The 15,439-nt window shown below is 47.2% G+C and carries 19 protein-coding genes; all 19 read left to right on the top strand.

Annotation, left to right across the window (positions count from 1 at the left end; all coding sequences use genetic code 11):
• Positions 1 to 80 precede the first annotated feature (80 nt).
• Positions 81 to 542: an SDR family oxidoreductase gene (locus tag QUA57_RS26055; RefSeq protein ID WP_333064617.1), complete on the top strand. Its 462-nt coding sequence runs from the start codon at positions 81 to 83 to the stop codon at positions 540 to 542.
• 167 nt (positions 543 to 709) lie between these two features.
• The gene (locus QUA57_RS26050; RefSeq protein WP_333251423.1) at positions 710 to 1,663 is read left to right on the top strand and encodes an NAD(P)/FAD-dependent oxidoreductase; all 954 of its coding nucleotides are present in this window, start codon (positions 710 to 712) and stop codon (positions 1,661 to 1,663) included.
• 204 nt (positions 1,664 to 1,867) lie between these two features.
• A complete protein-coding gene (locus tag QUA57_RS26045; RefSeq protein WP_333064615.1) occupies positions 1,868 to 2,035 on the top strand; it encodes an SDR family oxidoreductase in 168 nt (55 codons plus the stop codon).
• Positions 2,036 to 2,264: 229 nt separating this feature from the next.
• Positions 2,265 to 3,263, top strand: a complete 999-nt coding sequence (locus QUA57_RS26040) for an alpha/beta hydrolase (RefSeq protein ID WP_333064613.1) — start codon at positions 2,265 to 2,267, stop codon at positions 3,261 to 3,263.
• 345 nt (positions 3,264 to 3,608) lie between these two features.
• On the top strand, positions 3,609 to 4,568 hold the full coding sequence (locus QUA57_RS26035) for a zinc-dependent alcohol dehydrogenase family protein (protein WP_333251420.1): 960 nt from the start codon (positions 3,609 to 3,611) through the stop codon (positions 4,566 to 4,568).
• A 49-nt stretch (positions 4,569 to 4,617) separates the two neighbouring features.
• Complete coding sequence (locus QUA57_RS26030) at positions 4,618 to 4,866, top strand: hypothetical protein (protein ID WP_333251418.1); 249 nt, start codon at positions 4,618 to 4,620, stop codon at positions 4,864 to 4,866.
• Positions 4,867 to 5,043: 177 nt separating this feature from the next.
• A complete protein-coding gene (locus tag QUA57_RS26025; RefSeq protein WP_333064618.1) occupies positions 5,044 to 5,220 on the top strand; it encodes an SDR family oxidoreductase in 177 nt (58 codons plus the stop codon).
• A 132-nt stretch (positions 5,221 to 5,352) separates the two neighbouring features.
• A complete protein-coding gene (locus QUA57_RS26020; RefSeq protein ID WP_333064610.1) occupies positions 5,353 to 6,036 on the top strand; it encodes a type 1 glutamine amidotransferase domain-containing protein in 684 nt (227 codons plus the stop codon).
• A 135-nt stretch (positions 6,037 to 6,171) separates the two neighbouring features.
• A complete protein-coding gene (locus QUA57_RS26015) occupies positions 6,172 to 7,092 on the top strand; it encodes an NAD(P)/FAD-dependent oxidoreductase (protein WP_333064609.1) in 921 nt (306 codons plus the stop codon).
• A gap of 602 nt (positions 7,093 to 7,694) precedes the next feature.
• A complete protein-coding gene (locus tag QUA57_RS26010) occupies positions 7,695 to 8,591 on the top strand; it encodes an alpha/beta hydrolase (RefSeq protein ID WP_333064608.1) in 897 nt (298 codons plus the stop codon).
• Between the two features lie 57 nt (positions 8,592 to 8,648).
• Positions 8,649 to 8,843, top strand: coding sequence for a hypothetical protein (locus QUA57_RS26005; RefSeq protein ID WP_333064606.1), 195 nt, complete (start codon positions 8,649 to 8,651; stop codon positions 8,841 to 8,843).
• Positions 8,844 to 8,917: 74 nt separating this feature from the next.
• Positions 8,918 to 9,781, top strand: coding sequence for a dioxygenase family protein (locus tag QUA57_RS26000; RefSeq protein WP_333064605.1), 864 nt, complete (start codon positions 8,918 to 8,920; stop codon positions 9,779 to 9,781).
• 30 nt (positions 9,782 to 9,811) lie between these two features.
• Positions 9,812 to 10,276, top strand: coding sequence for a lipocalin-like domain-containing protein (locus QUA57_RS25995; RefSeq protein ID WP_333064602.1), 465 nt, complete (start codon positions 9,812 to 9,814; stop codon positions 10,274 to 10,276).
• Between the two features lie 592 nt (positions 10,277 to 10,868).
• Complete coding sequence (locus tag QUA57_RS25990; RefSeq protein ID WP_015179725.1) at positions 10,869 to 11,438, top strand: DUF981 family protein; 570 nt, start codon at positions 10,869 to 10,871, stop codon at positions 11,436 to 11,438.
• A 50-nt stretch (positions 11,439 to 11,488) separates the two neighbouring features.
• The gene (locus QUA57_RS25985; protein WP_333064599.1) at positions 11,489 to 12,406 is read left to right on the top strand and encodes a dioxygenase family protein; all 918 of its coding nucleotides are present in this window, start codon (positions 11,489 to 11,491) and stop codon (positions 12,404 to 12,406) included.
• Between the two features lie 255 nt (positions 12,407 to 12,661).
• On the top strand, positions 12,662 to 13,498 hold the full coding sequence (locus tag QUA57_RS25980; RefSeq protein ID WP_333064597.1) for an alpha/beta hydrolase: 837 nt from the start codon (positions 12,662 to 12,664) through the stop codon (positions 13,496 to 13,498).
• Between the two features lie 106 nt (positions 13,499 to 13,604).
• Positions 13,605 to 14,498 carry a pirin family protein gene (locus tag QUA57_RS25975; protein ID WP_333064596.1) on the top strand — a complete coding sequence of 298 codons (894 nt, stop codon included), beginning with the start codon at positions 13,605 to 13,607 and terminating at the stop codon, positions 14,496 to 14,498.
• Positions 14,491 to 14,904, top strand: a complete 414-nt coding sequence (locus tag QUA57_RS25970) for a hypothetical protein (protein WP_333064595.1) — start codon at positions 14,491 to 14,493, stop codon at positions 14,902 to 14,904. Before QUA57_RS25975 ends, QUA57_RS25970 begins: the two co-directional genes overlap by 8 nt.
• A 58-nt stretch (positions 14,905 to 14,962) precedes the next feature.
• Positions 14,963 to 15,352, top strand: coding sequence for a cupin domain-containing protein (locus tag QUA57_RS25965; RefSeq protein WP_015179730.1), 390 nt, complete (start codon positions 14,963 to 14,965; stop codon positions 15,350 to 15,352).
• The last annotated feature ends 87 nt before the right edge of the window (positions 15,353 to 15,439 follow it).

Genomic DNA, 15,439 nt, shown 5'->3' with positions numbered 1-15,439 from the left:
CTGAACCAATATTTCTTTGAGACATCTTCTGAAATCCCCTTGACAACTGCCATACAGGCTTAACTTGTTACGAATGCTCATTGATTGAGCAAACAGAAGCGGAATACGATCGCATTATGAACGTCAATGTCAAAGGTGTTTGGTTGTCGATGAAACATGAAATTGCTCAGATGTTGAAACAAGGAAGTGGTTCGATCGTCAATACGGCATCTGCGAATGGAGTAGTTGCACTTCCTGGCGTACCCCTCTACACCGCGAGTAAGCACGCGGTAATAGGCTTAACAAAAGCTGCTGCGCTCCAATATGCCAAGGCGGGTATTCGCATCAATGTAGTGGCACCAGCAGTAATCGAAACAGATATGTTTGAAGCAGCTACAGGTGGGCAGGATGAAGCCAAAGCTTACATAACAGGACTTCACCCGATCGGACGAATTGGAACACCGCTTGAAGTTGCAAATGCAGTCCTGTTTTTATCATCTGACCTGGCATCGTTCGTAACAGGTGAAACGTTGATGGTAGATGGTGGGTTTGTAGCGCAATAGTCGAAAGGCAGGGCGAAATGTTTGATACAACACTTCAAGCGACTCACTAAAGTAACACTGAAATAGGTTCGCTAATTCCATAGGAAACTCCATAAGAATCTGCAAGAAGTTGAGTGTTGTAACTGACTACACTCAAGTGAACTAAGACAAAGAGAACTTAGGAGTTGATGATTATGTCCAAAGTTGGAGAACAGAAAAAGATGATGAACCAAAACAAAGAGATTTACGAGTGCGTCATTGTCGGTGGCGGTTCCGCTGGACTCAGTGCGGCACTGCTTTTAGGCAGAAGTCGCCGTCGAGTGTTAGTCTGCGACAAAGGGAATCCGCGTAACGCTCCCGCACACGAGTCGCACAGTTTTTTCACACGCGATGGCATCAGTCCACATGAACTTTTGAGCATCGGGCGCGACCAACTCAAACCTTATAAAAGCGTTGAATTTCAAGCTATCGGGGTCAAGGAAATCAACCCATCCGGCAATCAATTTGAAGTTGTGTTTGAGGATGGCACGATTAAAAAAACGCGCAAAATTTTGCTGGCTTTCGGGGTAATGGATGAATTTCCAGCTCTCGAAAACTTTGGTGATTTCTGGGGCAAAAGCGTGTTTCATTGTCCCTATTGCCATGCCTGGGAAGTGCGCGACGAGCCGCTTGCCATTGTTGGAAATGGCGAAACGGGCATCGAAATGGCAGCATTGCTGAAAAATTGGAGTGCTGATTTAGTCCTCTGCACCAACGGCAAAGCCGATCTAACCGCTGATCAAAGGACACTCTTGGAAAACCACAAAATCCTTGTTCGCGAAGAGAAAATTATCCGACTCGAAGGCGATAACGGACAATTAGAAAACATCGTTTTTGAGACAAACGAGAAAATTGCGCGTCGCGGAATACTTATCCGACCAAAGCAAACACTCCGTTCAAACCTAGCTGAAAAGTTAGGCTGTGAGTTGAATGAATTTAATTTAATCAAGACGACCAATGTTTTTAACGAAACTAGCGTCAAAGGCGTTTATGCGGCAGGTGACATCACTTCACCCATGCAAGTGATCGTCGCTGCTGTTTTTCAGGGTAGCGTTGCTGCTAGCGGCTTAAATCACTCTCTGATTATGGAAGATTTCGTCTAAATTAAGGTAATTCAATCTTCATCAGAACAAGCATCGTGGCTGGTCTAGTTTCATAGACCAAGAGAGTAGGGAAAGTCATGCGTGTTAATTACATATCAAGTCTACAGAGCGATCTAATGATGCAGTCTTTGTGGTGGTGGGTTGGTAGCGCAGTAGTCGAAAGGCAGTACGAAACGTTGCGACCAAGTAGCGATCGACACCGATATGAATCCCGCAGACAGCGACTTTGCCGCAGAGCAGACCAAGATGACTGCCCTCGGTCGCTATGGACAGGGTGATGAGGTAGCTGGCATGGTCTCTTATCTCGCCAGTTCTGAAGCTGCTTTTGTTACGGGCGCAAGTCTCAAAATTGATGGCGGCTATACCGCTTGAACAACAGGAATCCATATCTGCAACCACTACAGCAATCCTAATTGGAGTCTGACGGGTCGTAGGGATGGAACCCTGGCTGGAGGCGCAGCCCTCACTCCCCTTATTCACAAGTAGGTCGTAAACGTTACAAACCTTATTCAGAGAAACTCAGAGGACATCATGATTTCGCAAAAACTCTCAGAAGAAGTTGCACTCGTCACATAGCTCATCCACACAGCAGAAAACAGCAATGATCAACTCTTCGATATCAAACATTTTTTTCACCTTCTGTTCTGGCACAATTGCTTACCAGAAGCATACGGTGGGATTTTCCTTATTGAAAGTTACACATTACCTGTTAGTTATCATCGTTTTGGTTTTCAGTGTGCTTGTTGGCTCTGGTTGGCTGAATCACGCAACTCCTGCTTCAACTTGTGACATCGCAACTCGCTCTACCCAAATCGGGAGTGGGACGCTTTCCTATAATCAAGCAGGGACAGGACAGCCGATTTTACTGCTGCATGGATTATTTGCTGAGAAAGAGCAGTGGAATGGCATGATGTGCGAGTTGGCTAGAGCAGGCTATCAAGCGATCGCACCCGATCTACCCGGTTATGCCAAGAGTACTGGATTTACCGTGAAAGACTATGCACTAGAGAATCAGGTAGCCCTCTTGCACCAGTTTGTCGAGCAGCTAAAGATTCAATCCCTTGATGTTGCAGGTAGCTCAATGGGGGGCACGATCGCAGCCCTTTACAGCCAGCTTTATCCCAACCAAGTTCGCAGCCTCGCCTTTATCGGTTCACCGCTAGGCGTAACGAATTGGGCAACTAGCGTCAGGAAATCGATTATTGAGGGCATCAATCCCTTTATTCCAATTACCAAAGAGCAGTTCGATCTAGAAATCAGTCTGCTTTTCGTGACGCCTCCTACGATTCCGGATGAGGTCAAAACCGAGAAAGTGAACGATTATGTGAATCGTAATCGAAATTATCAGCAGACTTGGGACATTGTGAATCTTTATGATGATGTGCTTTGTCAGTTGCCTCACAGTCGGGTTCCGACCCTGGCAATTTGGGGTCAGGAAGACAAAATTTATGATATTCGGGATGTCGATCGCTCACATCGCTGTCTTCCAGGGAGTCAAATTATTCAATTACCCAAAGCAGGACATTTGCTGTTGATCGAAAACGCTCAGGAAGCAGCATCGAATTATCTTGGTTTTCTGAAAACAATCAAAAATCGATAGACGAATCAAGCATTCAGCAAATAGGCTTTGGTGTCGAGGAATTGAATCTCAGCCAGTTGTTGGCTAATGACCTGAACCTTATGCTTACAAAAGAAAGGAGATCGCTATGAGAAACAATGGAACGACATGACTATTTAGTTAAGTTGCACATCGCCTTTGGCTGGGAGCAAGAAAACTTTTTTGGTGTGCTACGAGGCTGTGATATCTGCATTTGCTACTAAACGGTAACTACCTTACCAAATCGTGCTGACTTACGAAGTTAGGTAGAACTTACCTACGCTGAATAGTATTGAAATCCCGTCACTGTTTATTCTAAATCAAGGAGAGTTGGCACAGATGGAATCTATGAAAGCAGCCGTATTAACTGCGTTTGGTGATGCTGAGAAGTTTGAGATTCAAACTGTTCCCACACCAACAATGAAGGCGAATCAGGTGTTAGTCAGAGTTTGTGCAACCTCGATTAACCCAGTCGATTACCAAACTCGCCGTGGTGATTACAAGGAACTGGTTCAATTACCCGCCATCCTTGGAGTCGATGTTTCAGGGGTGATTGAGGCAATTGGCGAAGCTGTGACTGATTTCAAGGTGGGAGACAACGTGTATTACTCGCCACAAATTTTTGGAGAATTCGGTAGCTACGCTCAGTATCATGTGGCTGATGCAGCGATTGTTGCATTGAAGCCTGCAAATCTATCGCACATTGAAGCAGCTTCTTTTCCGCTTGCAGGCGGAACGGCTTGGGATTGTCTAGTGACTAGGGGCAATCTACAAGTTGGTGAAACAGTTCTCATCCATGCAGGTGCGGGTGGAGTGGGTTCGATCGCAGTTCAACTCGCCAAAGCAATAGGGGCATACGTTTTTGCAACGTGTAGTTCTAGAAACCGAGATTTCGTGACAGAACTGGGCGCAGATCGGGTGATTGATTACAAAAATGAAGATTACGTAGAAGTCATTCGTCAAGAAACAAATGGACTGGGTGTGGATTTAGTTCTAGATACGATCGGCGGAGAAACAATTCAGCGTAGTCTAGAAATCATTCGTCCCTTTGGTAGGCTTGCAAGCATTGTAGACATTGCAGTACCGCAATCGCTTCTTGAAGCATGGGGTAAGAATCTGACGATTCATTTTGTTTTTTCACCCCAGTATCGAGCAAAATTAGAGGCTTTGACAAAACTGATCGAGCGTCATCAGCTTCGCCCAGTGATTGATTCAGTATTTTCTTGGGATCAGGTCATTCTGGCACATCAACGTATAGAGCAGGGAGGAACACGGGGCAAAGTTGTGCTGAAGTTTACAGAAAATTAGACCCCCTTTACGGCGTTGGTAATTGCTAAACGGATCGGAGTTTGATTGTGTGCTGAAGGTCAATATTGATTGGAACAGGAGAAACAGGATGATACTGCAAGATAAAGTGGCTTTAGTTACTGGAGGAACATCGGGAATTGCCAAAGCAACCGCGTTAGCGAAGCTTAACGAAATTATCGCTTTTGGTACTGCTGGCGCAAAAGTTGTCTTCGGCGACAAACCCGGTGTAGAAGGGGAAGAAACTGCTGCTCTTATTTGCGAGACTGGAGCGGAGCGCTTGTTTTCAATCGCACAGTAATACCATAAGAATCTGAAAGAAGTTAAGTGTTGGAATTCACTACACTCAAGTTAGTTAAGACAAAGACGAACTGTACACAAAGTATATAAACGTCGCATAGCAAACCCATTGCACACCAACCGTATAAAGGTGGTTAGTTGAGTACGAAAGATTCCTGGTAACGGGTGAACGGGACCGATCGTCGCTCCCGTTGAGGAGAGTGATGCACCGGTAGAGAGACCGTTCCGTCGGATCGCAACCCTGGAGGAGGTGGCGGCAACCGTTTGCTTCCTCGCAGATCCAGACGCTGACAAATCATCGTTGCTCATAACAGGTGAAACATTGATGGTAGACGGTGGGTTTGTAGCGCAGTAGTCGATCAACAGTGCGAAACGTTGCATCCAAGTCGCGATAGACACCGATATGTTCTCACACCAATACTGAAGGCGAATCAGGTGTTATGCAGCGAGAAAGTTCGTGTTTGAGTTCTTAAAAAGGAGGTTTGCTATGAAGATTCTCATTGTTCTCACGTCTCATGACCAACTTGGCGATACCGGAAAGAAAACTGGTTTCTGGCTGGAAGAGTTTGCTGCTCCCTATTACGTGCTGAAGGATGCGGGAGCAGCGATCACGGTGGCCTCACCGAAGGGCGGTCTGCCGCCGCTCGATCCGAAAAGCGAGGTACCCGAGTTCCAAACCGAATTAACGAAGCGCTTCCGCACAGACACCGCAGCGCAGGCTGAACTTGCCAACACGAAAAAGCTAGCCGACGTGTCCGCAGACGATTTCGACGCAGTTTTCTACCCCGGCGGACATGGCCCGATGTGGGACATGCCCGACAACGCGACATCGATCGCACTGATCGAAGCCTTCGTGAAGGCCGACAAGCCAGTCGGTGCAGTGTGTCACGCGCCGGTTGCGTTGATCAATGTGCGCGGAAAGGACGGCGAGTATCTAATCAAAGGCAAGCACGTGACCGGGTTCACGAATGCAGAAGAAGAAGCGGTGGGCTTGACCACGGTCGTGCCTTTCTTGTTGGAAGATCGGCTAAAGGAACGGGGTAGCATCTACAGTAAAACCGCCAACTGGATCCCCTATGTCCAAGTGGACGGGAGGCTCGTGACCGGACAGAATCCGGCATCTTCGGAACCCGCAGTGGAAGAGTTGCTGAAGTTGCTTCGCTCTGTTTGATGTGTGCGGTAGTAGGCTTAACAAAAGCTGCTGCGCTCCAATAGGCCAAAGCAGGTATTCGCATCAATGTCGTTGCACCAGCAGCAATCGAAACAGATATAAGTGACTGTCTATCCAGTTGGAGAACAGAAAAAGATGATGAACCAAAACAAAGAGATTTACGAGTGCGTCATTGTCGGTGGCGGTTCCGCTGGACTCAGTGCGGCACTGCTTTTAGGCAGAAGTCGCCGTCGAGTGTTAGTCTGCGACAAAGGGAATCCGCGTAACGCTCCCGCACACGAGTCGCACAGTTTTTTCACACGCGATGGCATCAGTCCACATGAACTTTTGAGCATCGGGCGCGACCAACTCAAACCTTATAAAAGCGTTGAATTTCAAGCTATCGGGGTCAAGGAAATCAACCCATCCGGCAATCAATTTGAAGTTGTGTTTGAGGATGGCACGATTAAAAAAACGCGCAAAATTTTGCTGGCTTTCGGGGTAATGGATGAATTTCCAGCTCTCGAAAACTTTGGTGATTTCTGGGGCAAAAGCGTGTTTCATTGTCCCTATTGCCATGCCTGGGAAGTGCGCGACGAGCCGCTTGCCATTGTTGGAAATGGCGAAACGGGCATCGAAATGGCAGCATTGCTGAAAAATTGGAGTGCTGATTTAGTCCTCTGCACCAACGGCAAAGCCGATCTAACCGCTGATCAAAGGACACTCTTGGAAAACCACAAAATCCTTGTTCGCGAAGAGAAAATTATCCGACTCGAAGGCGATAACGGACAATTAGAAAACATCGTTTTTGAGACAAACGAGAAAATTGCGCGTCGCGGAATACTTATCCGACCAAAGCAAACACTCCGTTCAAACCTAGCTGAAAAGTTAGGCTGTGAGTTGAATGAATTTAATTTAATCAAGACGACCAATGTTTTTAACGAAACTAGCGTCAAAGGCGTTTATGCGGCAGGTGACATCACTTCACCCATGCAAGTGATCGTCGCTGCTGTTTTTCAGGGTAGCGTTGCTGCTAGCGGCTTAAATCACTCTCTGATTATGGAAGATTTCGTCTAAATTAAGGTAATTCAATCTTCATCAGAACAAGCATCGTGGCTGGTCTAGTTTCATAGACCAAGAGAGTAGGGAAAGTCATGCGTGTTAATTACATACAGCAGATTCCAAGCAAATAAAGTACACCTTAATCCCAAGCACTTACCAAAATGGTTGACAAACCCTTGCAACCGTACTCCATAAACCTGGAAATTGCTGTATCCCTCTTCTGTCACTTTCGGCATAAAATAATCCGGGATGCTTAGAGCATAAGACTTTTATCAAAAATCTTGATTTCCGCCATTCTGTTAGAAAATAAACGCTCAAATCCCCGCTCTATCTACAGTTAAAATTTGGCTCTCACTTTTATTTTCCCAGAGTGACAGAAGAGGGGTATCAAGTCTACAGAGCGATCTAATGATGCAGTCTTTGTGGTGGTGGGTATGTAGCGCAGTAGTCGAACGACAGTGCGAGATGACAACACTTGCAGGCAAAGTTGCACTGGTAACAGGTGGTTCTCGCGGTTTAGGAGCGGCGATCGTAGGGTATGCGAAAGGTGTCCAAGATTCCAAATCTGAGCATCGAAGCTTAGTCGGAAGAAAATCAAAAACAGAGAGAATCGTACGATGAAAATACGCTACGGGTTTCGACAGGTCGGTGATGTCGAAGTGTTCTACCGTGAGGCGGGGTCAAGCGATGCGCCAGTAATACTGCTGTTGCACGGCTTTCCAACCGCTAGCCATATGTTCCGTGACCTGATCCCTCTCCTTGCTGATCGCTTTCGGCTCATCGCGCCCGATCTACCTGGTTTTGGGCAGACCAAGGCACCGTCACGCGGGACGTTCGACTACACGTTCGACCGCCTTACCGACGTGATCGAGGGCTTCACCGATGCTTTGTCGCTCGATCGATACGTACTCTACATCTTCGACTACGGTGCGCCAGTAGGTCTGCGTCTGGCGATGCGCCATCCTGAACGGATATCTGCGATCGTCTCGCAGAACGGCAACGCTTACCTGGAGGGTTTCAGTGACGAATGGGGTTCGTGGGAGTCCTATTGGCGCGAACCGAGCGCAGCGAACCGGGAAGCCTGCCGACCCTCGCTCGCACCGGACACAATCCGGAACTGGCAGTATGGTATCGGAGCCGATCCAACCCTTCTGTCGCCTGACGGCTACGAACTCGACATCGCCTACATGGGGCGAGCGGGCGCGGAGGAGATCCAGCTCGATCTGATCCTCGATTACCGCAGCAACGTCGCGCTTTATCCGGATTTCCAGTCCTACTTTCGCGAGCAACGTCCGCCGCTTCTCGCCGTCTGGGGTCGTCACGATCCGGCATTTCTGCCCGCTGGTGCTGCCGCTTATCAGCGCGATCTCCCGAATGCAGAGATTCACCTGCTCGACGCCGGACATTTCGCGCTGGAGACTCATGCAGAGGAGGTGGCAACGTTGATCCGCGCGTTCCTCGACAGAACGCTCGGTTCCACGCTGCGTCTTGAAGGTGATTGCACAAGAATCTGACAAAACACCCTAAGAATCTGAAAGAAACCGAGCATTAGGAGTCATTACACTCAGACTATGAAAACAGCAGATAGGAAGCAAAAACACATTCTTTGTGATAAGGGACATTCCATGAAACTCTATCATATGCCCGATGCCTGTTCGCTGGCTGATCTCATCGTTCTTGAAGGGATTGGTATGCCGCACGAAATCGTCAGGATGAGTCTTGAAAGCATCAAGTCACCAGACTATAGCTGTAGCCAATTAGATTAGGACACAGATTATAAGTCAAGATAGTCGCCGTAAAACAACCATCATTAATCACGTAACTAAAAAGGAGTTTGATCGTGCAGAACATCACACTTGACACTATCACTGAAGCCGTCATTAATCATGGCGATCGCGGCAAATCTCACCCGCGACTCTATGAAATGTACACGAGCTTGGTTCGACATTTACATGACTTTGTGCGTGAGGTGAATCTGACTGAATCAGAGTTGCAGCAGGGACGTAATTTTCTCAACCAGGCAAGTCATCACACTCAAGAGATTCCCACTGGAGAGATCCATATGTTGACGGATCTACTAGGGCTCTCAGAGTTGGTAGAATTGCTGCATGATAAGCATCGCGGTACAGAAAGCAATTTAGAAGGACCCTTGTATGTGCCGAATGCACCAGAACGACAGATGGGCGATCGCTTGGGTATTGATACAGAAGGAGATTCGCTTTTCCTGTCAGGCAGGGTTTTAGATTTGAACGGTCAACCAATCGCCAATGCTCTGATTGATGTTTGGCAACCCAACTCCAAAGGATTATATGATATCCAAGATCCATCTCAGCCGCTGGGGAATTTTCGGGGACGTTTCAAAACGAACAAGAGTGGAAAGTATATGTTTGAAACCGTCGTGCCACTAGGTTACAAAGTGCCAAGCAGTGGTCCATGTGGCGAGTTGCTGGGACTCTTGGGACGGCATCCCTGGCGACCGGCTCACATCCATTTCAAACTCAGTGCTCCGGAGTACACTCCACTGACAACACAAATTTTTATTGCTGGCGATCCTCACCTGGATTCAGATACAACCTTTTCCGTGCGATCGGCGATCGTTCAATTGCAAAAGCACGAAGCACTAGACGAACTCAAGGCACACAATCAAAGTAAACCGTTTTACACGACTGAGTTTGATTTTGTGTTGAAACCCGCTACTCTCTAGCGGAGAATCATCAAGCAATGGTTGCACATTATGTCTCCACCATCAATCCAGAACAATCTGCTAATTGGCATTTGGAAGTTAATTTCTGCAACTGCCATTTACGCTGATGGAACGGTGACTCCAGATCTGTATGGAACTCATCCGGTTGGCTACATCACTTACACATCAGATGGTCACATGATGGTGATGTTTTCTAGGAGCGATCGCTCACCGCTGAGTCAGGAGGTCAGATCACCCCTGACTCCCCAGATGCAATCTTTACCCGTGGAAGAGCTTGCTCAAGCATTTACAACATTCAATGCTTACGCTGGAACTTATATGTTGAGTGGCAACACAGTAACTCACCAGATCGAAATTGCATCAATTCCTAATCGGGTCGGTACAACGTTAGTTCGCACTTTTACTCTGAGTGAGAGCCGAGTGACGCTGAAAACGTTGCCAGTTTTGAGTGATGGTGTTGAGGCGGTTTTCGAGTTGGTGTGGGAGCGCATTTAATTGCTTTGTCATTGCACCGCAAAAGCCTTTAAGTTTCTACAACTTTGCGACACAGTATCAAATTTCATTCAAGCTTCAACCGCAAGCGAATGCAATCTGAATCAAGATTTTAGCGCTGTCAGCCGTCTCTAACTTGTAGCTTAACTCAGCAAACTTGACTGTTCTGAATCAAATGAATGTTGAAGAATGAGGACAACGAAACACCTGTTTCTCAGACATCTACCTTGTAGAAGTCTTCGGTAATGACGTTGAGTTTCATTTACTCGATACCGGACATTTTGCTCTGGAAGAAGATGGGGATGCGATCGCAAATCACATCACGCAATTTCTCGCATCACGGCTGCAACCCATCCCTGTCTAATAAGTGCGAAGATTGCTGGGCAAGCGCTTTCGTATTGGCGATGTTCACCTGATGGTGATACAGCCTCGCCTGCCCCGCTACAAACTTGAGATTCCCGATCATTATCGTTTTAGTGCTGTGGTGAAAGAGTATTTCTGAAGCCAAAACTGGTACACACAGCAATGCGACAGGCATTGCATACTTCAGTTTTTGTCTAAGTCTTAACAAAACCGAACATTTGCAGGAGGTCTAATGTTTATCGATTACCTGACACTCATGCTGATTAATCTATCTGCTGGACTCGCTCTGTTAGCTGCCTATGTGTATTTTGGTCTTGGTACTTCAAATCAGAAACGCTGGATTCCTGGTTTTGGTGTAGTCGGCGCGATCGCTTTAGTCACTGGCTTACACATGACTTTTACCTGGCCCATTATTGGTAGTTTCAATGTTGCCTATGGTGAAACAACTGTTCTGTTTGGCATTTTGTTTGTAGGAACTTCCCTAACTCTGGCAATGGGTTGGGAATTATTTACCCTGGGCATTTATGGATTCTTTGCAGGACTGGTATCGCTTCTAATTGGCTTTCGCATCATAAACCTGGGAATAACACAACTTCCTTTGCTATCAGGAATTGGGTTCATTCTCGTTGGCTTAGGAGGAATTTTTTCTGTACCAACCCTCTCTCTCAAATCAACCCGGCTCTTGCGAACTATTGGAGCAATTGTGTTAAGTGTGGCAGCTCTCATCTTTGCTTATATCGGATTGACTGCTTACTGGGCGCATCTTGCGGACTTTTCGACATGGAAGCCCCTGCCAAGATAGTCGCCGTAAAACAACCATCATTAATCACGTAACTAAAAAGGAATTTGATCGTGCAGAAAATCGCACTTGACACTATCACTGAAGCCGTCATTAATCATGGCGATCGTGGCAAATCTCACCCGCGACTCTATGAAATTTACACGAGCTTCGTTCGACATTTGCATGACTTTGTGCGTGAGGTGAATCTGACTGAATCAGAGTTGCAGCAGGGACGTAATTTTCTCAACCGGGTCAGTCATCACACTCAGGAGATTCCCGCTGGAGAAATGCAGGCGTTAACAGATTTACTCGGAATCTCAGAGTTGGTAGAATTGCTGCACGATTCGCATTGCGGTACAGAAAGCAATTTAGAAGGACCCTTGTATGTGCCGAATGCACCAGGACGGCAGATGGGCGATCGCTTGGGTATTGATGCAGAAGGCGACACGCTTTTCCTGTCAGGCAGGGTTTTAGATGTGAACGGTCAACCGATCGCCAATGCTCTGATTGATGTTTGGCAACCCAATTCCAAAGGATTATATGATGTCCAAGAGCCATCTCAGCCGTTGGGGAATTTTCGGGGACGTTTCAAAACGAACAAGAGTGGAAAGTATATGTTTGAAACCGTCGTGCCACTAGGTTACAAAGTGCCAAGCAGTGGCCCATGTGGCGAGTTGCTGGGACTCTTGGGACGGCATCCCTGGCGGGCGGCTCACATCCATGTCAAAGTCAGTGCCCCGGAGTACACTCCGCTGACAACACAAATTTTTATTGCTGGCGATCCTCACCTGGATTCAGATACAACTTTTGCAGTGCGATCGGCGATCGTTCAATTCCAAAAACATGAAGCACCAGACGAATTCAAGGCACACAATCAAAGTAAGCCGTTTTACACAACTGAATTTGATTTTGTGTTGACACCCGTTACTTCAGCCGAAGACTATAAAGCAACATCTGAACAACATGCCTACACCATTGATTCAAAATAACCCGCTAATTGGCATTTGGAAGTTAATTTCTGCAACAGCAGAATCAAAGCCATCTTAGAGGCGGCAAACGTGGCGATCGCGCTCAGGCAACAATGAAGGATTCTTGTCGTTATGAAGCGATGATACGCAATGGATGCTTGCCCCATCTTGAAGTCTGCTTAACACAGCATTGTTAAGACGGTGCTCGATCGCTGCATAAAAATTGTGATGCAACAGACAAAAACACATCCTCAATTTACAACGGAGAAACCTCTCATGCCTTACATTACCGTTGGTCAAGAAAACTCTGCAACCATCGATCTCTACTACGAAGATCTTGGGACAGGTCAACCGATTGTACTGATTCATGGATTTCCATTGAACGGACATTCCTGGGAGAAGCAGGTCTTAGTTTTACTGAATGCAGGATATCGAGTAATTACCTACGATCGCCGAGGATTTGGCAACTCCAGTCAGCCATCATCTGGCTATGACTACGATACCTTCGCCGCCGATTTGAATACACTCATGACCAAGCTTGACTTGCAAAATACCGTGCTGGTCGGTTTCTCAATGGGAACAGGTGAAGCCACACGTTATCTTGGCAAATACGGCTCAGAGCGGGTGCAGAAAGCCGTGCTGATGGCTCCCGTTCCACCGTTTCTGTTAAAGACAGAGGACAATCCAGAGGGTGTTGATCAAACTGTCTTCGATGGCATTATGAAAGCGATTGTTGACGATCGTCCAGCTTATTTCTCTGCCTTTTTCAAAGAGTTCTTCAATGTTGATGTATTGCTTGGCGATCGCATCAGCAATGAAGCGATTCAAGCCAGTTGGAATGTAGCAGCAGGGGCTTCTGCTAAAGGGACTTTGGACTGTGTACCCTCCTGGCTCACCGATTTCCGCGATGATCTGCCCCGCATTGATGTGCCGACTCTGATTATTCATGGAGATAGCGATCGCATTCTGCCGCTTGAGTCCACCGCAGCAAGACTTCCAAAGCTGATTAAAAACAGTCAACTGGTTGTCATTCCCGGCGGGCCGCACGCCATTAACTGGACTCACGCCGATCAGATCAATCCCCTGTTACTGAACTTTCTTCAGCAGGAATAATCAGCGATCTACTGCATTTCTGGCTTGTGAAAAAACTTTGTGATTCACCCCGTTGAGTCAGGCTCAAATGATACACATACTTGTCTATTTCTGAAGAGGCAATTCTATGACTGTCCCCACTCAAACGTCTCGAACCGTTGCCGGAGTAATCAACAGCGTTGAAACACTCGAAGGGGCCCGATTTCTTGTACGTCGGCCCTTTCCCAAAAGTAGCTTCTCTGAATTTGACCCGTTTCTCCTCCTCGACGAGTTAGGTCCGATCAATCTCAAGCCGGGTCAGGCAAAAGGTGCACCCGATCATCCGCATCGGGGCTTTGAAACCGTCAGCTATGTCTTGGATGGATGGTTAGAACACAAAGATTCTGCAGGGCACGCCGGGCTACTAAATCCGGGTGATGTCCAATGGATGACAGCAGGTGCCGGGGTTGTGCATTCCGAGATGCCGGAGTCAATGTTTACCCAAACGGGTGGACGGCTCCACGGCATTCAACTATGGGTCAATCTGCCACAACGAGACAAAATGATGCCGCCCCGCTATCAGGAAATTCCAGCGGCTCACATTCCGGTAGCTCAAACCGAAGATGGGTCTGTGACGGTGCGGGTGATTGCGGGAGAAGCGTTAGGGGCAAAAGCCGTAATTCAGACGCGCACGCCGATAACCTACCTCCACTTCACACTGCAACCAGGGGCAACGATGATCCAGCCTGTACCAAAAGAGTACAACGCCTTTGTCTATGTACTGGAGGGGTCTGGGTTGTTTGGGACAGAGCCAGCGCCTGGTGATGATGGGCAGATGGTGCTCTTTTCTCAAGATGGAGAGGATGTAGTGATCTCCAACCCTGCTGATGCTCAGCGTCCTCTAGATCTTCTGCTGATTGCAGGTGTACCCCTTAACGAACCAGTCGTGCGCTACGGTCCGTTTGTCATGAACACTGAAGCTGAAATCACCCAAGCGATCAACGACTACCAAGAAGGAAGGATGGGACGGATTTATGCCTAACACATTTCAACAACGGATTAGTCAACATCACCGCTTAAGTGAGTTACGAATCAAACTACTGCATCTGCACAAGCTTTTACTAGATACTGAGCGCCTTACCTATGAGCAAGTTCGAGGGCACGTTTCTGGAGGTGAATTGCTACAACTGGCGATTAGTCATGAGCAGTTTGCTTGGTTGCATCGACTCTCAGCATTGATTATCCAAATCGATGAGTTGCTTCATGTCGATGAATCTGTTACACCAGAGGCAATTGAAGCGATTGACAGTGACATTCGGACACTGCTGAGCCCTGATGAATCGGGCGATGAGTTTGCCATGAAGTATAACACGGCGCTTCAACGCCACCCCGATGTCGTATTAGCTCATGCGGATGTCGTGACGTTGCTGACCTCTGACAGTATTTAACATCCAAAATTCACAGATTCTGAACTTGTTCCGATTGTGTAATTGCAAACCTAAACGTATGCTGATCCAAAAACTAAACGACTGTGAAGAAATTATCGCTGGAGATGGAACTGTTCTGCGCGAACTGCTTCATCCTGACAAACAAGACATCAATTTGCGTTACAGTTTGGCGCATGCGATCTTGCCTGTTGGCAAAACTTCGATTCCCCATTCTCTAAAGACTTCTGAGGTTTATTACATCATTAGCGGTGTTGGAGAAATGTCGATCGACAGTGAAGTTTGTCGCGTTGAACCAGGCGATGCGGTTTACATTCCTCCAAATGCAATCCAGTTCCTTCACAACTATGGCGACGAACCTATTGTTTTCGTTTGTCTAGTCGATCCAGCTTGGCGCAAAGAAGACGAAACGATTTATGCACCTGAAATTGAGGCAACCGGATCACTCTAATCCAATCGCTCAAAACTATGAATTCACAAACAGCTCAAACCACCACCACTGCTGACGAGTCGGCAATTCGTGATTTTCTTCACCAGA

This window comes from Microcoleus sp. Pol7_B2 (genome assembly GCF_036701035.1).
GTDB lineage: Bacteria > Cyanobacteriota > Cyanobacteriia > Cyanobacteriales > Microcoleaceae > Microcoleus.
Note: the sequence above shows the minus strand (reverse complement) of the source record. Positions and strands in the feature narration are given on the sequence as shown.